This is a genomic window from Bariatricus massiliensis, from assembly GCF_900086725.1.
In the GTDB taxonomy this organism is placed as follows: Bacteria; Bacillota; Clostridia; order Lachnospirales; family Lachnospiraceae; genus Allocoprococcus; species Allocoprococcus massiliensis.
This window is the reverse complement of sequence record NZ_LT574837.1, coordinates 224,081-246,355: the sequence shown is the minus strand read 5'-3', so window position 1 is coordinate 246,355 and position 22,275 is coordinate 224,081. Positions and strand designations below refer to the sequence as shown.

Genomic DNA, 22,275 nt, shown 5'->3' with positions numbered 1-22,275 from the left:
TTTAGAAAGGAGGTCAACCCTGTATGGCGAGGGTGAATCATAAGTTAGTAAAACAGCGGCTCAATGAGCAGCGCAGTAAAATCTCAGACCGACAATTCTTCTCGTCCCGTCTTTTGGCGGGACATTTTGAAGATTTGGCGGCAGCACAGACGAGGCGGTATCGTTATAACCGACGGGTCCGCGTTAATCTTTACTGGAAACCGAGAGAAAAGCATGTGGCATCAACAGATAATATGCTTATACGTATCAATGCCGGGAATTCTATGGTCACGAAGGTAAAGGGGCGGGAAAACCGCTACCAGATCGTATGCGGCATGTTCGCACATGAACTGGGTCATGTCCTTTATACGGACTTCTTGGCGGCGCAGACACATACCAATTATTTGGGAAGTTACCGTTGGTATCCTTATCCGCCGGATCTGAAAACGACAGCGGATGCACGGAACGAAAAGGCATTCTGGAATTATGTGAAAACCGATCCAAAAAATCTTGAGATGGTGCAGATGGTTTCCCATTATATTTCCAATGTAATTGAGGATGGGTATATCGAAAACAGGATGTTGAATAATTTTCCGGGCACATTGGGATACGGCCTTGAAAAGCTGCGGGAGCAGCATTTTGAACATATTGAAACAGTGACACAGCTGATTGAAAATGAGGATGAGGGAAAGCATATTTTTGAAAGCGTCCTTCAGATTATGTTGTCTTATGTCAAATTTGGAGAAATCAAGTATGGAGACGAACCGCTAAGCGACGAAAGGATTCAGTCAGTGTTTGGCCTGATTACCGATATTGACAGTGCTTTAATGAGCAAGTCCGGAAAAGACCGGTTGAATGTCGTCAATATGGTACTGGTAAGGTGCTGGGACTATATCGAATCTTTTTGTGAGGAATGTAAAAAACGTCAGGAAGAGGCGGAAGCCTCCGGCGGTTCCACCAGTCTTGCAGAAACCTTATCGGAAGTGCTGGGAGCGATTGCCGGCGGTTCTGAAATGGGTGAAGGAAACAGCACACCGGTACCGGAAGCTTCTGGTGAGACAGAAGAATCTGCGACGGCAGACAAACGTGCACAGACCCATGCAGACGCCGAGAATGAGGATGATTCCCAGACTGACTCTGAAACGGAAGAAAATCCATCTGGGTCTGGGGAAAGCGATAATTCTTCAGATGAAGACGCAATCCCGCTGAATGGGAGGAATTCTGGTTCAGGAAAAGAGGAAACTTCGGATAATGAGCAAGGGCGTATTCCTTATCACCAGTCAGAATCGCTCTCAGAACCTGTTGGTGGTTCCGTGGAAAAAAACGAAGATTACGAGCGGGAGTATTACGACCGTGCGGCGGCTGATATTGAACGCCTTCTGGATAAAATGGCGGAAAAGGCGGCCTGCGCGCAGCTGGAGAATGAAAGGATTCAGGAGCTGAATGATGTCGCTCAGAACATTTCCTATGGGAATATCCATGAAGGAGTACCTATCCGAATCAACCGGATTGCCTCTGTGGATGAGGAGCTTATAGAACAGTATAATGCTATTGCGGGGCCCTTGATCAATATTTCCCGCCAGCTGCAGAAGAGTTTGCAGAAGCAGCTCAAGGAAAATCGAAGAGGCGGCAAGCTAACCGGTCTTATCATGGGCCGACGTCTGGATGTGCACGCATTGTGCAGGAACGATGGGAAGGTGTTTTACAAAAATAACCTGCCCAATGAAATTCCGGAACTGGCAGTCGGTCTGCTTCTGGATGAGTCAGGCTCCATGTGTTCCTGTGACCGCTGTACTTATGCAAGAGCCTCGGCTATCATTCTGTATGATTTCTGTCAGAGCCTGGACATTCCGGTAATGGTCTATGGTCATTCCACCGATTATACCGATGTTGGAAATACGGTGGCACTGTATTCCTATGCGGAATTTGACGGCTTTGACCACGATGATAAATACCGTATGATGGACATTGCGGCCAGAGGCAGTAACCGTGACGGAGCAGCGCTTCGTTTTGTAGCGGAACAGCTGTCTAAGCGGCCGGAAGCAGTAAAAATCCTCATACTGGTTTCAGATGGGCAGCCTGCTGACAGTGGATATAGCGGTTCTGCAGCTGAGGAGGATCTACGCGGCATCAAACAGGAATATCAGCGCAAAGGCATTTTATTTGTAGCTGCGGCAATTGGAGATGACAAGCAGAACATTGAGAGAATCTACGGAGACTCATTCATGGATATCTCGGATTTAAAACAACTGCCCACAAAACTGACCGCTGTAGTTAAGCGGCATATAAGGGTATAACGACATCAAATTATAAAAAACACAACGGGCAGCCGGATTTCTACGGCTGCCCTCTTGTTATCCAGAAAGGAAGGTAATTATGCACTTTTTAACATTAGCAATTTTAGAAATTCCTGAGGTAAGGGAAGACAAGGAACTGGACAAACAGATAGTGGAGGCCCTGAAGGAATTAGAACTTCAGAAACAAATAGAAACAAAGAACTTTATGCTGGACTTTACGATTGGGAGGTTTCAAAACCTTCAGTCATCATTTTCCCGTGCAGTAAATGACGGCGTTTCTGAGCTGATGTATCCTTATTGCGCATCGATGGAGGATCCGGAATATCTGGAGTTTGATGACCGGACAGAAAAACTGCGTGAAGAATACAAGAGTGCGGTTGACTGTATCAAACTTCCCCAAGGTACAATTGTGGAGCAATACGGCGATCCTCTCTGGGGCAGATTCATTATCCGTGACGGAAAAGTATTTCAAAGGGATGCGGGACCGCTTCACCATGAAAAGCGTACTAAGAAAGCAAAACGAATGATAGCTCTGTCCAATTATCCCCGCAGGAAACTTTATAAAAGTTTTGAGGAATATGCGGAAGAAAGATGCGGCTTTTCTTTTGACGAAAAGCATCAAGGCTATGGGTATTACTATAATCCAAATGCTATATGGGATTGGTATTCCATTGGCGGACGCTGGCCAGAGAGGTTTCTGGTAAAAGACAGCTGCCTTGAGTATTCCATTGGTGAGACAAGCTGGTGCAATTCGGGCGAAAAAGCTGAGGCGCCGGAGGGATACTTATGGGTATGTGCAGCCAGAAAAAAGGATATTGCGTGGGAGGAAATGCGGAATTGGAGAAATCAGAAAGCAAAAGAGCGTTTTTACAAGCTTGAACGAATGTTTTTGGCTGGTAAGACCGATTCCGACTTTGACGGAGAAATTGTTCCGGACGGAGTTATGCACTGGGGCAGATACGTTTACCGAAAAGGCTCTGCGCTGGAGGAATACCTTGAGGAGTATGGAATTCCAAACAGCTGGAAGTACCCGATAGGCTCACACGACATTGTGGATGCAGGCCAGTGGTTGAGTATTGAAGACAGCGTGTTGGATCCGGAATCCGGAAACTATGTTCCGGTAGACTGGCGCAGTTGCATTGACGGACACATTGATGAGATGGATGAGGATGCGGTATTGGCTGCCGTAGACTACCACATTTAAGGAGGACACAGATGAACACATATGTCGTTTGCATGGACTCGTCATGGGTTCGTGATTCACAAATGTTTGATATTGTTGGTCTGACAGATGATGAGCTGGCGGATCTGGATATGTGCGGTACAGACAACGAAGGAAGATGGCACGATATGGAGCCGACGCCGTTTATTGCAGTCATAAAAGCGGAGAACGAAGAGGAAGCCTGTAAGAATGCGGCTATCGAAATGCGCTATGATCCACGTTGTCTGTTTGCGATAAAAGTTTCGGAATAAAGGAGGTATTAAAATGATTATCAATCGAATCGGTGCTGAATTTGAATATGAAGGCACAACCTATGTTGTCGGCGCTCCCATTGTGGGAACGTCGGGAAGCGAGTATGAGGGCCTGTATGGAACGATTACGGAAATCCGTGATGGAGAGGATAAGGAAACGGAAAATGAAACGCCGGATATATACTGCTCTTTTGAAGTTCCAGCACTGCCCTATGAAGTAAAAAAGCTGGAAGATGTTTTTTCTGAACTGTATGGCCAGAAAAAGACTATTGACGACATCATTCTGGATTTTGTCATCATGGCTCCGTCTATGGTGGAGCCGCTTGATGATCTGAAAGAATGCCGTCAGCATCCGAGGATTTATATTCTTTTGGAAGATTGGGCGGTAGATGGCGAACAGGGAAATTCATCCGAAGTTTATACGGATTTTAACGATGCAAAACGCTTATTGGTACAGAAGCTGAAGGAAGAACAGGAAAGCGGTTGTATTCCCCAATGGACAGATAATGAGAAATTTGTGGAGTATTCCACGGAGTCTCTTTATGAATGTTACATTGACGGTGAACACTGCGAAAGCCACTATCATATTGCTATTATCTCTCAGCAAATCTGCGTATCCAGCCGGTTTGTCAGAGAGATGGCGGAGATTTACAAGACATCCTGTCAACTGGAAGATTTTGTATCTCAGATATCAGACTGGGATGAGCTGGATAAGCTTACCAATGAACAGTATAACCGTATGATTCAGGACCCGCATTTCCCAGAAAGACTTCAGAACAAACTGGGCAAAAATGATTCCTACTGGGAATCTTACTGGCAGACTGTATCAGAGGTTGCACATGAGTTTGTGGATGAGTATTTGAAAGAAAATACGCATCCGGATTGCTATACACCGGAACAGGACAATCCATACCCGCTGTGTGTCGGAAATGGAAGTGAAGCATGTAAAGAGTGCTGTCTGTATGCAAAAATGGAGGCCAGACCATGGGAACCATAAATACACAGAGGGAGGTGGCATTATGCCTTATAAAAGCGAATCAAGACCGTTGACCAGCATTGTTTCCTATCCGGAGCGTGGTGAGGGCGGCAATAACCGTTATCGGGGGAACTGCTCTCCCAGACTGATTGAGGATCTTCTGGGATTCTTCAGACCGGAAGAAATCTGCGACTATATGTGCGGCAGTGGGACGACCAAAGCAGCGGCGGACAAACTGGGTATTGGCAGCCATATTTATGACCTGCACAGCGGCTTTGACATCATGACCTGCGATATCCCGGAGCGTCCAGAATTTATTTTCTGGCATCCTCCATACTGGGATATTGTCACTTATTCGGATGTCATGTATAAAGCCTCAGATGTCCAAAAGAACTACGGCTATGACCCGAGGCAGCATGATCTGTCGCGCATACCGGACTGGGAATGCTTTGTTGAAAAAATGAACTACGCCATGATGAAACAGTTTTCAGCTCTTGAGAAGGGCGGCAGGATGGCGGTTTTAATGGGTGACATTAAGAAAAAAGGCGTGCTTTACAGTATGCTTTCCGAAATTATCAAGCCGGGGTCTTTGGAAAATATTATTATCAAAGCCCAGCACAATTGTTTTTCAGATCAGGTCCAGTATAGCGGTAAATTCATTCCGATTCTGCATGAATATGTGATGATTGTCCGAAAGGATTCACCGCTTCTGGTTCCTATTATTATGGCAAAGAAAGCGGAGGTCGATATCCGGGATATGCCGGGTGCAACATGGCGGGACGTAGTTGCTGCTGTTTTAGAACAATGCAGCGAACCGGTGACACTCACATTTCTCTATGAGAAAATAGAGCCGCATAAAAAAGCACAGGCAAACAAATGGTGGAAAGAAAAAATCCGCCAGACGCTGCAGATCAATCCCGCATACTTCTTTCATAATGGAAGAGGAATGTGGTCTATAAACAAAAAAGCAGCATAGTATCTGGGTCTGGGGGATGTCTTTAGGAGGCATCCCTCAGTTGCTTTAATAGAGATAGAAAAAGGATGATTCTTTTGCTATAATGCAAATATATTATATGAATAGGAGGCAAAATATGTCTGTTTATTATAATCCTGAAACGTATAAAAAGATTATCAGAGATGGAAAAGAATGCTGGGTATATGATTGGGGCAAAAACATGAGTATAGATAAGTTTAATTATATGCTTGACAGATGGGAAGGCGAAAACCAGCGGTTTTATTATAATGGCGATACCCAACAGTTTTTTCTCATCAACAAACAAGAACGCCTTGTAATGGAAATAATCAACCCTGCAGTTGTAAAATTTCTGAGTGAGAATATTTATATGGCGAATATTAATGAAACTTTTATTGAACTATTCACTCTGGTTGGCGGGTTCAAAGAAACTATATACGAGTAAAGCAGCGCACATTAACGTAGAAGTATAATAGCCAACTACGTGCTCTTTTTCAAATAGATTGACTATGGAGATAAATTCTGCTATAATATTTATACCAGTATCAAGTTTAGCCAAGGCTGAACACAGTTTAACAGAGTTTATCAAAGTGTCATTTGCAATTTTGCAGATGGCACTTTTTTGTTTTCCGGCCAATTTATATTTGGGCATAAGCCAGCAGTCTTTTTGGATTGCTGGCTTTTGTTATATATCAAGGCGGCAATCCCGCCAGAAAAGAAAGGAGCATGTAATATGCAAAAACAATGTCAGGATGGTTTTTACACCACATTCAGTTCCTATCGCAGAATGCTTGATTATCACCAGGAACAGTCTATGAACAGCCGTTGGGTGAAAGCTAAGGTCAGCGACCTTGAGATTCAGCCGTTGGGAAAAGGTTCTGTTCTGAGTACAAATCTATCAGCTTTTGCGGCAGGAACCACACAGGATGCTGTGGATGACACAGTTGAAAATCTTGGTCTGGCCATGCGTATTAATGGAGAACTTTTCCCGATACGTATGACGGCCTACAAAAGTCTGCTTGACCGGGCAAAAATCGGAGGCACAGCGCTGCCTAAGCTCAGTCGTGAGGCTCTGGCAGAGGTATTAAATGCCTGCATGGAACTTTATTCGTCAGAAGCGCTTCTTCTCATTCGTGATGAGAAGGTGGCAGCAGTTCATTCTGGAGATGCGGTTGATTATTCAGTGTTGCCAGTCGATGAACTTCTTGTTGCACTGAAGGGAAAGTTGGATGCACAATTCAACGGAAATGTATTCGAGTCTGGATACTGCGATCATGCCATGGTAAGCGCATCATGGACGATGCCGGATCAGAAAGAGGATTTACTGGAGGTGTATACAAAGCTGCTGGATTCTCAAGGGAAATCAGCGATGGCCTCCAAACTGACTCCGGGTGTTCGTTTTATGAGTTCGGATACCGGTGTGGCTTCGGCAAAGGTCTCTGCTCTTTTGGTGAGCGGAAAGCGCTCCATCCATATCGGGGGGTGTATTGCAGTTGACCACAGGCATCAGTCTAAGGTTTCCGATTTTGATGCGGCGTTGGATCAGCTCTTTGCCCAGTTTGGGGATAGTATTGCCAAATTACAAAAACTGCTGGAGGTTCATCTGGATTATCCGATAAACGCAATGACCAGGGTTTGCAAAAAACTGAGTCTGCCAAAAAAGGCTGCAGTTGAGGCCATAGCTATGTACGAGATGGCATACGGAGGTGGTCCGGCGACAGCCCACGACGTATTTCTTGCTATGCAGGAGATCCCGTTTATTTTGAGGACGGAGAACACGCCGGAAAGCAAGATGTTGGTCATAGAAGAAAATATGGCCCGTGCGCTCTCACTCAGATGGAGCGATTATGACCTTGCAAAGGCGGTGAGTTACTGATGGCAAAACCGATTATTCTTTGCGACACCGCCGGTATGACCAATGACAGATGGCTGGAATGCCGTATGCATGGTCCGAAAGGAAATATTCCCTATACTGTGGGAGGAAGTGATGTAGCAGCCATTTTTGGCGTATCACCATGGACGACTCCACTGGAGCTGTGGAAAATCAAAAAAGGGCAAATGAAGCCTGCTAAAAAAAACAATGCCAACCAATTGCAGATGGGGCATCTTTTAGAGCCGATTGCTGCCTATTGGTATGGTGCAAAGACAGGCAACACCGTTATTGAAGATACTAATCTGTATCAGCACGCAGATCATCCTTACGCTCTCGCCAATTTTGACCGGCGCTTTATACGGGCATCCGATAGCGAGCCGGGAATTTTGGAGTGTAAAAGCTGCACGTATCACAAAGCGGCTGAATGGGCAGATGGAGCAATTCCGCTCTACTATGAACTGCAGCTGAGGTTTTATCTTGCAGTAGCGGATGTAAATATCGGCGCCTTTTCCGTAGTTTGGGGAAACAATCCGGACAATGATCTGGCAATGCCAGAGATTATTCGTGATAAGGCGAAAGAGGATATGATTTTTGAACGTTTGGACGAATGGATCTGGAGCTTGGAAAATGACAAACCGCCGACCATGGCGGATGTTGCCCCAAAACTTGCTTTGGAGTCACTGGCAAGGATTTATGGTACGAGTCAGGCCGGGCTTCCGACAATAGAGTTTTCACGTAAGTACGAATCGCCTTTGCGCAGAATCGCAATGCTTCAGGGAAAAATCTCTGAATGCAATAAAGAAATCAAAACATATGAAAAGGAGATTGAAGCACATAGCGTGCGAATTGCCGAAGTCATGAAGGAGCATGAGCATGGCGTCTTAGAGACGAGCAGCGATAAGCTTCTGATTGATTTTGTAACCAAAACAACTCGCAGGCCCGATTCCAAAGCCTTAAAGGAAAAATACCCGGCAATCTATACCGATGTTCTGAAAGCCTCGGAAAGCCGCAAGGTAAAGGTGTCGGTCCAGCCAATTTAGGAAGGAGACTATAATGGAAAATATTTATCATGATTATTGGGAACAGGAATTGCTTTATCAGTTTCTGAAAAACGACAGGTGTAAAAAACGGGCGTATATCTGCTCGCCTCTTAGCGCAGTTACGGATGAGGAGATGGTAGAAAATATAAAAATAGCAAGAGCATATATGTATTATGCCATGAAAAAAATGGGTATGAATGCAAGTGCGCCTCATGCGTATCTTCCGATGCTTTTATGCGACAAAGTGCCGGCGGACAGATCCATCGCCCTTCAATTTGGATTGGAGCTGTTGGAAGAAAGTGATGTTTTGCTTATATGCGGGAATCGGATCAGCAGTGGGATGAGTGGGGAAATTGCTCATGCGGCATACCTCAAGATGCCTATGATGACCTTTGAGGAAAGCATATATCTGGAAGTGCAGAAAAATTTGACAAAGCAGGGCTATGATAAACACAGCGTCCATCTTGATCGAGAAAATGTTCTGATGGGTTGTTCTTCTCCCATGGCATATCTTGAAAAGGCGGGGATATTCTGATGAAAAAACAACTGACTGCAGCTATATAAAAAACTCCCATTGAATTTTTGAATACGATTCGGGAGTTTTTTGTATTTAAAACACGACTCAGAAAGGAGTAAAAATTTTGTTATGTGAATTTGAAAAACTCATATATCCGCCAAGCATTGCGACTGTTGATGATAGTGGTTATATGATTGCGCTCTACCACCCATGCGAAACGATTAAAGATAGCACAGGTAATCTGATTACGCAAGTGAAAGCAGTAGGATATTGCCTGCCTGTTTCGAGCAGCCTGCGTTACGACATGCGTGGACATTGGAGTAAAAATTCCAAATTTGGCCTTCAATTTGAAGTAGAGAGCTATAACGAAGTGATAGTACCGACGAAGGAAGGCATTATTGCATACCTTTCTTCCGGGCAGATTAAAGGGATCGGTTCCAAGATAGCGGAGAAAATTTACGAAGTTTTCGGTCAACAGTCTCTGGAGGTGTTGGATAAAGAGCCGGAAAAGCTCCTTGCCATACCAGGTATCAGTGAGATAAAACTGAAAAAAATTTGTGATTCTTATCTGGTCAATCGTGGTGCACGGGATGTGGTGGCGTTTTTGTCACCGCACGGCATTACGCCCAATCGAGCGGTGCGCCTGTATAAAGAGTATGGGGATAAGACGATGGATATTGTCAAAAAACATCCTTACCAACTCTGCGATATGGCCGGGATCGGTTTTAAGACGGCAGACCATATTGCTCTGAGCATGGGGTTTGACCATCTTTCAACAGAACGCGTGGATGAAGGAATCCTGTATACGCTGTCAGAGGCGGAAGGTAAAGGGCATCTGTGCCAGGAGAAACATGAATTTGTAAAAAACTGTCTAAAAACTCTGGATACGCCTGCACTGACGGCAGATATGGTGGCGAACCGTGCCGCCAGACTGGTTTTCAGCGGACAGTTGGTGTCTTATCAGGGCAAAGTGTACAGGGCAAAAACCGCATATGTGGAAGAACAGCTTGCCTATGCCATTCATCAACAGATGAAGCACTGGAAAATGCACAATTACGGAGATCTGGATGCTGCCATAGATGCGGAAGAGCAAAAGCTGAAAATGAAGTTTGCACCAGAGCAGCGTGAAGCAGTAAAAATAGCATTGACACAGGGGCTTTGCATTATCACCGGAGGACCCGGAACCGGAAAGACATTGATACAGAGAGCAATTTTGGATATTTACCAGAAAAGTAATCCGAAAAATGAAATCTGTTGCTGTGCTCCTACTGGAAGAGCAGCAAGGAGAATGGAGCAGGCAACTGGTGTTGTGGCTTCAACCGTCCATAAGGCTCTCGGCCTGATGGCAGATGAGGATGGAGACTACGATGCCCCTGACGCACTTACTGCAGATTTGATTGTGGTAGATGAGGTTTCCATGCTGGATATTTATTTAGCTGAATACCTGTTTAAAGCAGCGAAATATGGTGCCCAGATGGTGCTGATTGGAGATGCGGACCAACTGCCCTCGGTAGGGCCTGGCGCAGTGCTCAGCGAGATGATTGCCAGCGGGTGCATCCCGGTCGTGCGATTGGACAAGGTGTTCCGTCAGAATGCGGGAAGCCGTATAGCGGCAAACGCCAAGCTGATACGCCATGGGAATGTGGGTCTGGAGTATGGGAGCGATTTTCGGTTTATCAATTCTCCCAGGCTCGCTGATTCTGCCGAACTCATTGTAGATCTATATCTGCAGGAAACTGAAAAGTACGGTGTTGATAATGTGGCTTTGCTTACGCCATACCGACAAAAGACGGAAACCGGAGTCAATGCGTTAAATGAACGGCTGCGTGAGAAGGTAAATCCGCCAGATGCGCAGAAAGCGGAAGTTGTTTTTGGAAACCGAAAATTCCGGTGCGGGGACAAAGTCATGCAGATCAAAAACCATGATGATGTCAACAACGGAGATATTGGGTATATCAGAAAAATTATCCGTACCGGTGATGAAACTACGGTTCATGTGGACTTTGGTGATGGGCGTGTAAAAGAGTATGATTCCAGTGAACTGGAAATGCTGAATTTAGGTTATGCCTCTACCATCCATAAATCACAGGGATCAGAATACCAGTCTGTTATCATCAACCTTCAGTGCGCACACTCCATCATGCTGACAAGGCCGCTCGTTTATACGGCAATTACACGTGGAAAAGAGCGTGTGGCTATTGTTGGGGAGAAAAAGGCACTCTGCATTTCCATTAGAAAAACTGACACAGAAAAACGCGGCACCTGCCTCGCTAAGCGGTTGCAGGAGCTTACTTGAAGAAAGGAGCAGCTATGGCTACAATTTTAGATCAATATCTTGAGAAACAGAATACTATCAGGTCACAGATTGCTGAGAATAGTCTTCCGCCGGAAGACCTGTTGATTATGCAGGAGTTGAATTACCGCATTTGTGTCTTGGAGACATTTCAATCGTTTTGTAAGTCCGCACCAATTACTATGGATACAAAGGTCATGGGCTATCACTTTCAAATGGTAGATGCGTATGTACGTTTCACCTTAACTGAAAGACGATTCGGATTGAAAGCCGATGCAGAGGGTCAGAAACGTCGTGAAACAGCACTTAACTCTTTTGAGCATGTTGTGCAGGAGGGCAGAAAGCGGTTTTCCAGTTTTAAGGCAGGGACACAGGAGCAGTACAAAACAAGTATCAGTCAATATGTTCATACGATTTTGCCAGTTTGGATGCAGTATCGGAACACATATATCAATTTATAAGGAGGCTATGATTATGAGTCAGAATAACTCGAATGAGAAGGCGGCAATGCTCGCCAAAATCGAAACCATACATAAGGTGGATGGATTTGATCCGACGCCGTTTGCTGTGGATTATACGGATTTGGGAACTGGAGAGGTGCGTAAGCGCCTTCCGGTAATGATACAGATGGCGTGGTTTCGCTTGAAATATCCGGAAGGACGAATTGCTGTACAGGTGAATTCTGCAAAGGATTGTTTCGTAGCAACAGCTCGCGTGTATCCGAACTATAAGGATGCTGCTGACTGCTATCTGGCAGAGGCAACGGCCTCCAGAGGATACTGTGAGGAGAAACCTTCTGTTTCCCCACGGGAATGGGCACAGACAGCTGCTGTCGGAATTGCTCTTAGAAACGCAGGTTTTGGTCTTCAGTTTTCTATGGCAGGTGAAGATTTTGAGTCTGCTGCAGTGGATGAGTTGGGAATCACTGCTGCTCAGCCTCAAACAGAAGCTGCAAAGAAACAAGAAACATCAGAACAAAAATTGGAACCGGCGCAAGAGGAGTATACTGTAAACGAATCGGTGCAAAAGGAGCTGACTCCGGAAGAAAAGATGGCGCAGGCAATGAGTGTGCCTTGCCCAATCTCAAAATTCAATGGAAAAACGCTTGGAGAGGTATTAGCGTTGGATCCTGGCGCAATCAAGTGGGTGGCAACGAAATTCACCGGTGGTGAGGAAATTAAAGAAGCTGCCCGGATGATTTGTGAGTATGCAATGCAACAGGCGACGGCGTAACGGGTTTAAAAATAAGGGGGACGGCTTTTTTGGTCGTCCCCCAGAAAGGAGGCAGTATGGAGATATATCATATGTGGGATGTAATCTCACTGCTTGGAATACCGATGCCGCCGTCTGGAAAAAGTTCCTATTATGTTCAGTGTCCTTGTTGCGATGAAAATCCTCGAAAAAAACACTTGAACATCAATTTGAAAAAAGAAGTGTATCGCTGCCCGCGGTGCGGAATATCTGGTGGTATATTTGATTTATATTCCTTATATACCGGGATTCCGCGTGACAAAGTGCGAAAGGCTTTGGTGGAGAAACTGGGAATGCCTGATAACCGGCCAAAACCTAAAAAGAGGATACAGCCGCAGGCAAAACCGGAATGTCCAATAACGGATGTTGATACCCGTCACGCCACATACAGTGCGCTTCTTAGCAAACTGGCACTGGCAGCAGATCATAAAGAAAATTTGCTTGGCAGAGGGCTGTCAGAAGATGACATCCTCCGGCTTGAATACAGGACAACACCTGTGGTCGGTATGACAGCGATTGCCAGCAAACTTCAGTCTGAAGGGATGTACTTAGCTGGGGTTCCTGGTTTTTATAGGAATGAAAATAGCACATGGACTTTCATCCATGAAGAACGCGGTATCTTAATCCCAATGAGAGACCGGTTAGGAAGGATTCAGGGACTCCAGATACGCAGAGATAAAGTAAAAAAGAGAAAATTTCGCTGGGTATCCAGTACAGAGCGGCCGGATGGTTGCCCTGCCGAAGGATGGACGCATCTTGCAGGCCCGGTTAGATCTATGTTGGTACTGACAGAGGGACCAATGAAGGCCGATATCATACATGCACTGACTGGTTTGACGGTGCTGGCGGTTCCTGGTGTTAATTCCCTGACGCAGCTGGAGAGGACGCTCAGTGATTTGCGTGCAGAAGGGGTAGTAGAGATTAAGACCGCTTTTGATATGGATTTTGCAACGAACAGCCATGTGCAAAACGGTTATAACAATCTTCTCAGCCTTCTTGATATTATGGGATTCCGGTTTGGTACTTACCTGTGGGATCCACGCTATAAAGGGCTGGATGACTACATCTGGGAATATTGTTTTCAAAAGAAACGTTAAGAACTGGGGTGGAGCAAAATGCTTCACCCTTTTTCGTGTGCTTTTTTTAATCAAATGCGTATAAAAGTTGTAAATACGCATAGCAAATCGTGTAATGATAAGTATAAGAATAAACTTTGCAGGAGGTATACATATGTTAATCGCAATCGACCATGGCAATTACGCCATAAAGACCACAAACCACTCTTTTATTTCAGGGCTTTCAGAGCATACGGTTAAGCCGCCTATGACGGATGAGATTCTGGAGTATGGAGGAAAATACTGGACCCTGAGCGGACGCCGCCTAAGTTATATGAGAGACAAAACACAGGATGACCGTTATTTCATCCTGACATTATTCGCAATCGCCAAAGAACTGGAGAACAGAGGGCAATATACGCCGGTAGAGCAGATTCAGCTGGCTGTTGGTCTGCCGCCGGAGCATTTTGGGGTTTTAAAAGATAAATTCGCTCGTTATTTCAAAAGAGATGGAATTATCAAATTTGTTTATGGTGATAAGCCATACAGTATTAAGATAGACCGTGTCATGGTGTTCCCGCAGGCATATGCCGCTGTTATTCCCCAGAGTAGTTTGGTTGTCCATACTGTTCGTATGTTTGTCGTTGACATTGGCGGCTATACCACAGATGTGCTGCTCTTGAAGAATGGAAAACCAGATCTGCAGTTTTGCCGAAGTCTGGAAACTGGCATTATTACTATGAACAACGAAATCATACGAAAAGTTGGTGCACTTCATGATATGCGTATCGAAGATGAGCATATTAGTGCAGTTCTCCAGTCCGAGAATACCATTCTGCCGGAGGATGTCAAAGAGACAATTTGTGAAGCAACGAAGTTACATGCACAGGATATTCTGAATCAGCTTAGAGAATTGCAAGTGGATCTGCGTTCCAATCCTGCAGTTTTTATCGGCGGGGGAAGTATTCTTTTAAAACATTTCCTGATGAGCTCGCCTTTGGTAGCAAAGGCAGACTTTGTTGAATCTCCGAATGCGAACGCACTGGGGTATGAAATGCTGGGCAGGAAAACGCTTTCACTTCGTCCGCTTGGATAAGGGACGGAGGGATGTATAATGAAAAAGGATGGAAAATATCGCTTTTCGCTTCAATTTGGCGCAGATTCAGAGGAACAAGTAAAGGCTGGAGAGTTGCTTGAAAGGCTGGGAAACAAAAAAAGTGCAGTTGTTGTTGCAGCCCTTAACGATTATCTTAATTCTAACCCGGATTTGCAGGATACACATTGTAAAATAGAGGTCAAGCTGACGTCTGGCTATAATCGGGATGGAATTGAAGAAATCATACGGCGCATTGTTGAGGAGAGACTTGCAACAGTTCATCAGGACGAATCATTAATCGCATTTTCAGAGGGAAATGGGACAGATACTCTGGAGGCAGACATTGCACAGATGTTGGATAATCTGGATGTGTTTTCATAAAACTACAGTGCATCCGATAGGATAATGATGGTTATTTAACACACTTAATAATAGAAAAGTCCATGTGAAAAAGTTTATATTCCACTTATAGTGCGTGTATTGGAACGTTGAGTTCTTCAATTCCATTGCCAGATTGTATAAAATAAAAATGTAAGGAGAATGTAGAACCATGGACTATGTTATTTTAGGTAAGAATATTAGGAAGTACCGACAAATGCGCGGAATGCGCCAGGAAGATTTGGCGGAGCTTTGTGACTGTGGTAACAGTCATATCGGCCAGATTGAAAATGCGAGAGGAATTCCAAGCCTGGATATGATTGTACGTATTGCAAATGCTCTTTCTGTAACGGTAGATCAATTGCTCAGGGAGTATTATACAGAACCTGAGAAGGTCTATTTGCGAGAGATTGCAGAGCGCATCGAGAAGTATCCGGTAAAGCAGCGTGTATACGCTTGCGAAGGTCTGGCTGAATTTTTAAATACCATTGAAAAGTTCAGTCATACGGATGAATGATGAGCATATAACAAAACAGAAAAAGTTTACGCTTTATAGAACGGCTATGCTACATGAAAATGTAGTATGGTCGTTTTTTGTTATCTGAAAATAAGGAGGTGATCCCATATGGATTAAGCCATTGACAACTGTAAAAAGGTAACAAGTTGAAAATTAAGGCACGCCACTACGGCGTGTCTTGACTTTTGCCCTGGTGGTGTGCCCCGTAAGGAGGTACAAATATGAACCATCAGCAAAAGTCTGAACATGACGAGCTACGGGCCAGATTCACAGCATGGCTGGAAACAACAGTTTACCGCGCCAGACTCAAATATTTGGAACGGGAAAAACCCAAGGTAAATATAGTTTCAATTGAGGAATTGCCAGAGAGCGCTTTAGCTGTTTCTGAAAAAGCTGCATATTATGCGAATCCAAAATCCGCTTTTGACTTTGAAGAGGAACGGTTGGCAGAGGCATTTGCAAAATTGCCGATAAAGCGGCAGGAGATACTGACAATGCTGTTTGTGGAAGAGAGAAAACCGGAGGAAATTGCACGGATATTGAACTGTTCTCCGCAGCATGTTTACGACCAGCGCTATCAGGCATTGAAGAAGCTGCGCATAGCATTGACAAAGGACGGTGATAAACTATGAATCACATGGAATTTGAAAAGATGCTTCAGGCGGCAGTTTCCGGCAGTCATGAGGCGTTAGAGCAACTATTTCTACTGTATGCACCATTAATTGATAAGCACAGTAAGGTTGACGGGCAAATAGATGAAGATTTAAGACAGTATATTTTGATACATATTGCGCTCAATATTTCAAAGTTTGTCTTTTAGACGAAGGCGGTCTCAGATTTTTCTGAGACCGTTTTCATTTTTTTTTGAATTCTGTTCGAGATTTGAGAGATGATGAGGCTTTTTATAGGTAAAGGCATCCCCATGCCATGGTACCTTGACAATTTCATAGCTTCCAACTCTACGTTCCCGAACCGAGAAGCGGCTATCCGTTTGTGTGGCGAGCAAAACCAGGAGCACTGATATATGGGCGGCACCCATATAACGCAATGATCCGGCCGGGGATAATGATACTTCTGTAATTCGCAGCCCGGCCATAATGCAGGTGGGGAGATGAAATTTCTATGGACCTGACAGCCACAGGCGGAGAAGGGGGCATTTATTTTGATTTTAATAGTAAGGAGGCTGATTATGGGCTATAAAAGGAAAGACGTAGAGCAAACAAAGCAGTATGCAAAAAAGTTTGTGCGCTACAAAGAAGGAGCAGAGAAGTACAGCCTTGGGCTGACAAAGTTTCAAGAACTCGCAAAGGAAGCAAAAGCTGTTTATAAGATTGATGGCATTGCTTTAGTGAATTGCGAAATTTTTGAAAAATTTTTGGAGTCATTCCGAGAGTATTAAAGTAGGTGAGACATTATGGCTTTTTTATATAGAGGGACTTTAAGCACTTGGGGACTTGACTTTCTGTCTTACGATAAGTATAATGAAGACATGTGGAGGTAGCGATATGACAAAAATGGGTAGACCAAAGGAGGACAATGCAAAGCGTAAGTCCATTACGGTTCGATTATCAGAAAAAACCCATGCTGAGTTGACCAGGTATGCTGCTGAACACAAGATTACAATGACAGAGGTTGCCCTGCGAAGTTTGGAAGAGTATTTGTCCAAGCGAAAGTAAGTGCTGTGAGTCCCTTCTTCATTTTATGAAGGAGGTTACAGACATGGCAAAGACACGAAAAGATGAGCGGGGAAGAGCACTCAGGAAAGGAGAAGTACAGAGGGCATCAGATAAGCGGTATATGTACACCTATACTGATCCGTTGGGCAGGCGTAGGTCCATATACGCGCAGGATTTGGCAACGCTTCGAGAAAAAGAAAAGCAGCTGATGAAGGATCAATTGGATGGACTGGATCTGTATGTTGCAGGGAAAGCATCCATAAATGATACCTATGATCGGTATATCTCTACGAAGTATGATTTGCGGGCGACCACCCGTAGTAATTACGATTATATGTATGATCGTTTTGTCAGACATACATTCGGAAAGAAAAAAATCGCAGACATTAAGTATTCAGATGTACTCCAGTTTTATTGCTATTTACTTAAAGAGGAAGAGTTATCGTTAGGGACACTGGATTCGATTCACACCTTGCTGCATCCGACGTTCCAATTGGCGGTTCGAGATGAAATTATTCGGAAAAATCCGTCAGACGGAATTATGAAGGAAGTTAGCAAGAAGGCGGATAAGTCAAGAGGTGTGAGACATGCTTTAACGATTGAGCAACAGAGAGTATTTCTGGAGTATATATCCAATCATCCGGTGTATTATCATTGGTGGCCGTTGTTTACGGTTTTACTTGGAACTGGATGCCGAATTGGAGAAGCACTTGGTCTCCGCTGGGAAGATCTTGATTTTGATAATCAGATTCTTAGCATCAATCACAGTCTGGTTTATTACCCGGTTGGAAAATCAAGAAAGTCTGTTCTGCGAATATCGAAGCCAAAGACAGATGCAGGTATCAGAACGATTCCGATGCTTGATATTGTATGTGACGCCTTCCACATGGAGCATGAGGAGCAGGAAGAAACGGGATTCAATGAAACCGAGATCGATGGAATGACGGGTTTTGTATTTATCAATCGTTTTGGTTCTGTTTTAAATCCGCAGGCGGTGAATCGTACTATCAAACGGATTATCAGCGGGTACAATGCGGAAGAGGTCATCAATGCCAAGCGCGAGCGGAGAGAGCCAATTATTCTTCCAGATTTCTCCTGTCATCACTTGAGGCATACCTTTTGTACAAGACTCTGCGAACATGAAACAAACTTAAAAGTAATTCAGGCAATTATGGGCCATCGGAATATCGAAACTACGATGGATATCTATGCCGAAGCTACAGATCAAAAGAAAAAGGAATCTTTTGAAAACTTATCCAAATTGGACATCTTTTAGGAAGGGTTCTCAGTGTGAGTAAGCTGACAACAAACTTTCTGCGAAGACAACAATTTGACAACGATTTTCTTTTTTCCCTGATGTGATACGAAGCACTGTGAAGAATGGGAAAGTAAAGAAATGAAAGGATTTGAATCGTTATGACGGCATGTAAATTAGTTGGGAAACTTTTTCCTACTATGAAGACGCTGGGCGGTTCTGACGCTCCGAAAAAAGCAGAAAAGGTAGAAGCAAAGATAGAAGAAAAGGTTGACTTTTCTAATGTGAAAATCGAGCCGTTGTTTGAAGAGTTCGTTGATTTTGAGACATTTGCAAAATCTGATTACAGGGCCGTAAAGGTAAAAGCCTGTGAGGCAGTGCCGAAGAGCAAGAAGCTTCTGAAGTTTGTCTTGGATGACGGAAGTGGTACAGACCGTGTGATTTTGAGCGGTATTCATGAGTATTATGAGCCGGAAGAGTTGGTCGGAAAGACTTGTATCGCAATCACAAATCTGCCACCAAGACCGATGATGGGAATCGACTCCTGCGGTATGCTGATTAGTGCGGTTCATGAAGAAGACGGACATGAAGGACTGAATCTACTGATGGTGGATGACAGAATTCCGGCGGGTGCGAAGCTGTACTAGGAGAGTAAGAAATCTTCGTAATTTGACAACAAATTTGTATTCTAACATGAATCATCATGAAGAATGGTGGCTAGTTGTCAGTTAAACTACTCCAACAAGATTGATTGTTGAGGGCACTTTTTGAAAGAAAAATCTTTCAGAAAGTGCCCTTTTTGTGCGCCTTGCGGCGCACGTTTCTAACGCGTGAAAGTCCCCAATCCGCCCTAGTAGTGGGAAGGATACAGCCAAGACCAAGACCTGCTAAGATTTGTCAAGGTATAAAGGGAGATTTTTTCAAACTATTTTATGACACAACAAATAGGCTGCCTTGTTCGCCAGCCTTAAAAAAGATATGATCCCCCCCTTGCTGTTCGGTGGAATTCTTGTGCAAAGAAACTGGCTCATCGGATACCGAATTGCTGAGGAAGAATTGGGTGGAGAGGGGCGTTCAGAATATGGACTTCAAGTTATAAAAAAACTTTCAAAAGAGCTGACGAATCGCTATGGTAAGGGATATGATAAAGGCACTTTGTATCGTTGTTTGCGTTTTTATAGAATGTTTCCGGAGATTGTTGCCTCACTGAGGCAACAATCTAGAGTGCTACTTTCTTGGACATATTATCGCATTCTTTTACAAGTGGAAGATAAAAAAGCTCGTGCTTGGTATGAGAAAGAAGCCATAGAGCAGACATGGAGTGTCAGAACATTACAGCGTAATGTTTCTTCACAGTATTACTACAGTATGCTTCAGACGCAGAAGCAGGAACTTGTAGAAAATGAAATGAAAGAATTGACAGCCGAGTATCAAAACGACAAGCTGGAGTTTATAAAAAATCCGGTAGTAGCAGAATTTTTAGGATTAGCACCTAACACAGATTTTACCGAAAGTGACCTTGAAAGAAGCATTTTGACCAATTTGCAGAAGTTTCTTATGGAACTTGGCAAAGGATATGCTTTTGTTGCAAGGCAGCAGCATATTCATACCGAGAAAAAGGATTATTATATCAATCTTGTGTTTTATAATTATATTCTCAAGTGTTTTGTTTTGATAGACCTAAAAACAAAGGAAATTACACATCAGGATGTAGGACAGATGGATATGTACATTCGTATGTACGATGAACGCAAACGAAGCGAAGGAGATAATCCAACAATCGGAATTGTACTGTGTTCTGATACAGATGAAGATGTTGCAAAATATTCCGTGCTTCACGGAAATGAACAGCTATTTGCTTCCAAGTATAAACTGTATTTGCCGACCGAAGAAGAATTGAGAGCAGAGATTGAAACACAGAAAGCAATCTTCCTCCTGCAACAGCAGGAAAATGAGGTGGATGAATAAATTTTGGGAAGAGTAGTATGATATATTTATCTGAAACAGGTTGTATCAGAAAGAGAAAAACACGAGGTATGTCATTATGAGAAGCGAGAGCCAAAATTGATGGATAAGATATTGAAGTTTGCAGAAGAGCAGAAGCGTTCAGATTTCGAGAGTCTTGACTTATGAATATAAAATTATATAAAATATAGACTTGTTCGTGCTAATTATACCAATTTACAAAAAGATATTCACGAAACAACAGAGTACCTTGAGCTATTTCTTAGAAATCTTCTTTTGAATGAAAAGAATGAGCTAAACAATCGTAATCTACACATAAGTGGACTTTTCAGGGAGGGAAAAATAGACATTCAAAGTAAAAAAGTAGACATTGAGAGTATACTTTCACGAAAGGAAGTAGATTTCTCAGTTAAGACAATCACTCATATCCATAAAATGTTTGAAAAGTTTGGTTTTGATGAAATTTTTGGTAGGAGCGCAGTCGTGGAGTTACTTGAACTGCAAAATTCAAGTGCATCTAAGCTGATTTCCAAATTGGTGCGAGCGGGAATTATTGAACCTGTGTCAGGTCGCGGGAAAGGAAAATATAAGTTTTCAAAAGAATAGTTGAAATTGAGGTGTCGGCAAAAGCTGACACCTTTTTTCTGAATTATTAAAAAAGTATAAACATTTTAGCGTTTTAATAACTGTTTTTTCTTTTTTGTCGTTATTTGGTATATAATGGAAGAAAGTATTTAGGGGGAGGACGGATATGTTTGAATTTTTGAAAAAAATAACTCTGCGGGCGTCTTATGAGTGTCAAGAATCAGGTACTTTACCGGGGTATCTTGGCTCTACAGTAAGAGGAATTCTGGGGCATTGTATTCGTGATTTCTGTTGTGACCGACAGCAGGAACAATGCTTTCGATGTGAGAAACGGGGGACCTGCCTTTATGTCCAATGCTTCAGTAATACTGGAGGCGAAGCGGGAGCAGTAAATCCATATACACTGTATGTTCATGGACAAGGAAAGGAAAATTGGGAGAAGGGGGATGTGTGCACATTCGATCTTACGTTACTTGGAAAAGCTGCGGAACAGGCAGGTGTCTATCTGGATGCGCTGCAAGCGGTTGACCAAAAGGGATGGGGCGCTAAACGGCTATCATTTAGGCTGAGGCAGGTAATAGAACCGGAATCAGGAACTCTGATTTATGCCGGAGGGAAAAGCTGGATTCGCAATTTATACCCCAAGCCGCTCATGATAGCGGACAGAAAAGTTTCCTATGCATGTCTTACATTTGATACGCCGCTTAGAATCGTATCAGGTGGGGATTTATTTGAGACATTGCCGTTTGAGGTGCTAATGCAGTTTATGATTCGGAGAATATCATTATTGACGACAGCCTATACCGATTTTTGTATGGAGTGGGATGAGGAAAATTTGCTTGCACATGCGAAACAAATCAGAATCGTGTGTGAAGACTGGAAGGATGTGGAATTTTCCAGATACTCAATGAACCAAAAGACGGGAAAATTGGAGCTTCCGTCTAAAACAGGATGGGTATTGTATGAGGGGGATTTATCCGGTTTTGTGCCGATATTGGAGGTCGGACGGTATCTGAGAGTTGGGAAAGGGGCAACGATTGGATTTGGGCACTATGAGATATCATATGATAGATAGA

The 22,275-nt window shown here is 43.8% G+C and carries 24 protein-coding genes and 1 pseudogene; all 25 read left to right on the top strand.

Going from position 1 to position 22,275, the window contains the following annotated elements; all coding sequences use genetic code 11:
* Nucleotides 1-23 precede the first annotated feature (23 nt).
* The 25 genes and pseudogenes from BN6465_RS07210 to cas6 all read left to right on the top strand — a co-directional run bounded on the left by BN6465_RS07210 (nt 24) and on the right by cas6 (nt 22,274).
* A complete protein-coding gene (locus tag BN6465_RS07210) occupies nt 24-2,276 on the top strand; it encodes a vWA domain-containing protein (RefSeq protein ID WP_066733204.1) in 2,253 nt (750 codons plus the stop codon).
* Between the two features lie 79 nt (nt 2,277-2,355).
* Nucleotides 2,356-3,480 carry a hypothetical protein gene (locus tag BN6465_RS07205; RefSeq protein ID WP_025641593.1) on the top strand — a complete coding sequence of 375 codons (1,125 nt, stop codon included), beginning with the start codon at nt 2,356-2,358 and terminating at the stop codon, nt 3,478-3,480.
* An 11-nt stretch (nt 3,481-3,491) separates the two neighbouring features.
* Nucleotides 3,492-3,749: a hypothetical protein gene (locus tag BN6465_RS07200; protein WP_025641595.1), complete on the top strand. Its 258-nt coding sequence runs from the start codon at nt 3,492-3,494 to the stop codon at nt 3,747-3,749.
* 13 nt (nt 3,750-3,762) lie between these two features.
* Nucleotides 3,763-4,746, top strand: a complete 984-nt coding sequence (locus BN6465_RS07195; protein ID WP_025641597.1) for a hypothetical protein — start codon at nt 3,763-3,765, stop codon at nt 4,744-4,746.
* Between the two features lie 22 nt (nt 4,747-4,768).
* Nucleotides 4,769-5,701 (top strand): hypothetical protein, encoded by a 933-nt coding sequence (locus tag BN6465_RS07190; RefSeq protein ID WP_044955071.1) that lies wholly within the window; start codon nt 4,769-4,771, stop codon nt 5,699-5,701.
* A gap of 115 nt (nt 5,702-5,816) precedes the next feature.
* The gene (locus BN6465_RS07185) at nt 5,817-6,143 is read left to right on the top strand and encodes a hypothetical protein (RefSeq protein WP_025641601.1); all 327 of its coding nucleotides are present in this window, start codon (nt 5,817-5,819) and stop codon (nt 6,141-6,143) included.
* A gap of 288 nt (nt 6,144-6,431) precedes the next feature.
* Entirely contained in the window at nt 6,432-7,574 is a 1,143-nt protein-coding gene (locus BN6465_RS07180) for a hypothetical protein (protein WP_025641603.1), read from the top strand.
* On the top strand, nt 7,574-8,611 hold the full coding sequence (locus BN6465_RS07175; protein WP_025641605.1) for a YqaJ viral recombinase family nuclease: 1,038 nt from the start codon (nt 7,574-7,576) through the stop codon (nt 8,609-8,611). Before BN6465_RS07180 ends, BN6465_RS07175 begins: the two co-directional genes overlap by 1 nt.
* 13 nt (nt 8,612-8,624) lie before the next feature.
* Nucleotides 8,625-9,146 (top strand): DUF7768 domain-containing protein, encoded by a 522-nt coding sequence (locus BN6465_RS07170; protein ID WP_025641607.1) that lies wholly within the window; start codon nt 8,625-8,627, stop codon nt 9,144-9,146.
* 106 nt (nt 9,147-9,252) lie between these two features.
* Nucleotides 9,253-11,424 carry an SF1B family DNA helicase RecD2 gene (recD2, locus tag BN6465_RS07165; protein WP_025641608.1) on the top strand — a complete coding sequence of 724 codons (2,172 nt, stop codon included), beginning with the start codon at nt 9,253-9,255 and terminating at the stop codon, nt 11,422-11,424.
* A gap of 14 nt (nt 11,425-11,438) precedes the next feature.
* The gene (locus tag BN6465_RS07160) at nt 11,439-11,882 is read left to right on the top strand and encodes a hypothetical protein (protein ID WP_040197905.1); all 444 of its coding nucleotides are present in this window, start codon (nt 11,439-11,441) and stop codon (nt 11,880-11,882) included.
* A gap of 13 nt (nt 11,883-11,895) precedes the next feature.
* Nucleotides 11,896-12,654: a hypothetical protein gene (locus BN6465_RS07155; RefSeq protein WP_025641610.1), complete on the top strand. Its 759-nt coding sequence runs from the start codon at nt 11,896-11,898 to the stop codon at nt 12,652-12,654.
* Nucleotides 12,655-12,710: 56 nt separating this feature from the next.
* Nucleotides 12,711-13,769 (top strand): DUF3854 domain-containing protein, encoded by a 1,059-nt coding sequence (locus BN6465_RS07150; protein ID WP_066733202.1) that lies wholly within the window; start codon nt 12,711-12,713, stop codon nt 13,767-13,769.
* A 133-nt stretch (nt 13,770-13,902) separates the two neighbouring features.
* Nucleotides 13,903-14,823, top strand: coding sequence for a ParM/StbA family protein (locus BN6465_RS07145; RefSeq protein ID WP_025641612.1), 921 nt, complete (start codon nt 13,903-13,905; stop codon nt 14,821-14,823).
* An 18-nt stretch (nt 14,824-14,841) separates the two neighbouring features.
* Nucleotides 14,842-15,204 carry a hypothetical protein gene (locus tag BN6465_RS07140; protein ID WP_025641613.1) on the top strand — a complete coding sequence of 121 codons (363 nt, stop codon included), beginning with the start codon at nt 14,842-14,844 and terminating at the stop codon, nt 15,202-15,204.
* 169 nt (nt 15,205-15,373) lie between these two features.
* A complete protein-coding gene (locus tag BN6465_RS07135; RefSeq protein ID WP_025641615.1) occupies nt 15,374-15,718 on the top strand; it encodes a helix-turn-helix domain-containing protein in 345 nt (114 codons plus the stop codon).
* A 221-nt stretch (nt 15,719-15,939) separates the two neighbouring features.
* On the top strand, nt 15,940-16,350 hold the full coding sequence (locus tag BN6465_RS07130) for a sigma-70 family RNA polymerase sigma factor (protein ID WP_025641617.1): 411 nt from the start codon (nt 15,940-15,942) through the stop codon (nt 16,348-16,350).
* Entirely contained in the window at nt 16,347-16,538 is a 192-nt protein-coding gene (locus BN6465_RS07125; RefSeq protein WP_040197901.1) for a helix-turn-helix domain-containing protein, read from the top strand. Before BN6465_RS07130 ends, BN6465_RS07125 begins: the two co-directional genes overlap by 4 nt.
* Nucleotides 16,539-16,907: 369 nt before the next feature.
* Nucleotides 16,908-17,117: a DUF6462 family protein gene (locus BN6465_RS07120; RefSeq protein WP_025641620.1), complete on the top strand. Its 210-nt coding sequence runs from the start codon at nt 16,908-16,910 to the stop codon at nt 17,115-17,117.
* Between the two features lie 106 nt (nt 17,118-17,223).
* Complete coding sequence (locus BN6465_RS20705) at nt 17,224-17,394, top strand: toxin-antitoxin system HicB family antitoxin (RefSeq protein ID WP_154670214.1); 171 nt, start codon at nt 17,224-17,226, stop codon at nt 17,392-17,394.
* A 43-nt stretch (nt 17,395-17,437) separates the two neighbouring features.
* Complete coding sequence (locus tag BN6465_RS07115; protein WP_025641622.1) at nt 17,438-18,670, top strand: site-specific integrase; 1,233 nt, start codon at nt 17,438-17,440, stop codon at nt 18,668-18,670.
* Between the two features lie 167 nt (nt 18,671-18,837).
* Nucleotides 18,838-19,296: pseudogene (locus BN6465_RS07110) on the top strand (lysine--tRNA ligase); the annotation flags it as partial.
* Nucleotides 19,297-19,660: 364 nt separating this feature from the next.
* A complete protein-coding gene (locus BN6465_RS07105) occupies nt 19,661-20,617 on the top strand; it encodes a PDDEXK nuclease domain-containing protein (protein ID WP_242868061.1) in 957 nt (318 codons plus the stop codon).
* 273 nt (nt 20,618-20,890) lie between these two features.
* Complete coding sequence (locus tag BN6465_RS20135; protein ID WP_074017773.1) at nt 20,891-21,220, top strand: hypothetical protein; 330 nt, start codon at nt 20,891-20,893, stop codon at nt 21,218-21,220.
* 145 nt (nt 21,221-21,365) lie between these two features.
* The gene (gene cas6, locus BN6465_RS07095; protein WP_066733198.1) at nt 21,366-22,274 is read left to right on the top strand and encodes a CRISPR system precrRNA processing endoribonuclease RAMP protein Cas6; all 909 of its coding nucleotides are present in this window, start codon (nt 21,366-21,368) and stop codon (nt 22,272-22,274) included.
* Nucleotide 22,275: the final 1 nt, after the last annotated feature.

What these genes read in the sequence shown, in the direction of transcription:
- BN6465_RS07140 (WP_025641613.1), top strand. Translation starts at nt 14,842, where the DNA reads ATGAAAAAGGATGGAAAATATCGCTTTTCGCTTCAATTTGGCGCAGAT.
- BN6465_RS07195 (WP_025641597.1), top strand. Translation starts at nt 3,763, where the DNA reads ATGATTATCAATCGAATCGGTGCTGAATTTGAATATGAAGGCACAACC.
- BN6465_RS07120 (WP_025641620.1), top strand. Translation starts at nt 16,908, where the DNA reads ATGGGCTATAAAAGGAAAGACGTAGAGCAAACAAAGCAGTATGCAAAA.
- BN6465_RS07145 (WP_025641612.1), top strand. Translation starts at nt 13,903, where the DNA reads ATGTTAATCGCAATCGACCATGGCAATTACGCCATAAAGACCACAAAC.
- cas6 (WP_066733198.1), top strand. Translation starts at nt 21,366, where the DNA reads ATGTTTGAATTTTTGAAAAAAATAACTCTGCGGGCGTCTTATGAGTGT.
- BN6465_RS07160 (WP_040197905.1), top strand. Translation starts at nt 11,439, where the DNA reads ATGGCTACAATTTTAGATCAATATCTTGAGAAACAGAATACTATCAGG.
- BN6465_RS20705 (WP_154670214.1), top strand. Translation starts at nt 17,224, where the DNA reads ATGACAAAAATGGGTAGACCAAAGGAGGACAATGCAAAGCGTAAGTCC.
- BN6465_RS07130 (WP_025641617.1), top strand. Translation starts at nt 15,940, where the DNA reads ATGAACCATCAGCAAAAGTCTGAACATGACGAGCTACGGGCCAGATTC.
- BN6465_RS07155 (WP_025641610.1), top strand. Translation starts at nt 11,896, where the DNA reads ATGAGTCAGAATAACTCGAATGAGAAGGCGGCAATGCTCGCCAAAATC.
- BN6465_RS07180 (WP_025641603.1), top strand. Translation starts at nt 6,432, where the DNA reads ATGCAAAAACAATGTCAGGATGGTTTTTACACCACATTCAGTTCCTAT.
- BN6465_RS07205 (WP_025641593.1), top strand. Translation starts at nt 2,356, where the DNA reads ATGCACTTTTTAACATTAGCAATTTTAGAAATTCCTGAGGTAAGGGAA.
- BN6465_RS07175 (WP_025641605.1), top strand. Translation starts at nt 7,574, where the DNA reads ATGGCAAAACCGATTATTCTTTGCGACACCGCCGGTATGACCAATGAC.
- BN6465_RS07170 (WP_025641607.1), top strand. Translation starts at nt 8,625, where the DNA reads ATGGAAAATATTTATCATGATTATTGGGAACAGGAATTGCTTTATCAG.
- BN6465_RS07115 (WP_025641622.1), top strand. Translation starts at nt 17,438, where the DNA reads ATGGCAAAGACACGAAAAGATGAGCGGGGAAGAGCACTCAGGAAAGGA.
- BN6465_RS07150 (WP_066733202.1), top strand. Translation starts at nt 12,711, where the DNA reads ATGGAGATATATCATATGTGGGATGTAATCTCACTGCTTGGAATACCG.
- BN6465_RS07190 (WP_044955071.1), top strand. Translation starts at nt 4,769, where the DNA reads ATGCCTTATAAAAGCGAATCAAGACCGTTGACCAGCATTGTTTCCTAT.
- BN6465_RS07200 (WP_025641595.1), top strand. Translation starts at nt 3,492, where the DNA reads ATGAACACATATGTCGTTTGCATGGACTCGTCATGGGTTCGTGATTCA.
- BN6465_RS07125 (WP_040197901.1), top strand. Translation starts at nt 16,347, where the DNA reads ATGAATCACATGGAATTTGAAAAGATGCTTCAGGCGGCAGTTTCCGGC.
- BN6465_RS07185 (WP_025641601.1), top strand. Translation starts at nt 5,817, where the DNA reads ATGTCTGTTTATTATAATCCTGAAACGTATAAAAAGATTATCAGAGAT.
- BN6465_RS07210 (WP_066733204.1), top strand. Translation starts at nt 24, where the DNA reads ATGGCGAGGGTGAATCATAAGTTAGTAAAACAGCGGCTCAATGAGCAG.
- BN6465_RS07135 (WP_025641615.1), top strand. Translation starts at nt 15,374, where the DNA reads ATGGACTATGTTATTTTAGGTAAGAATATTAGGAAGTACCGACAAATG.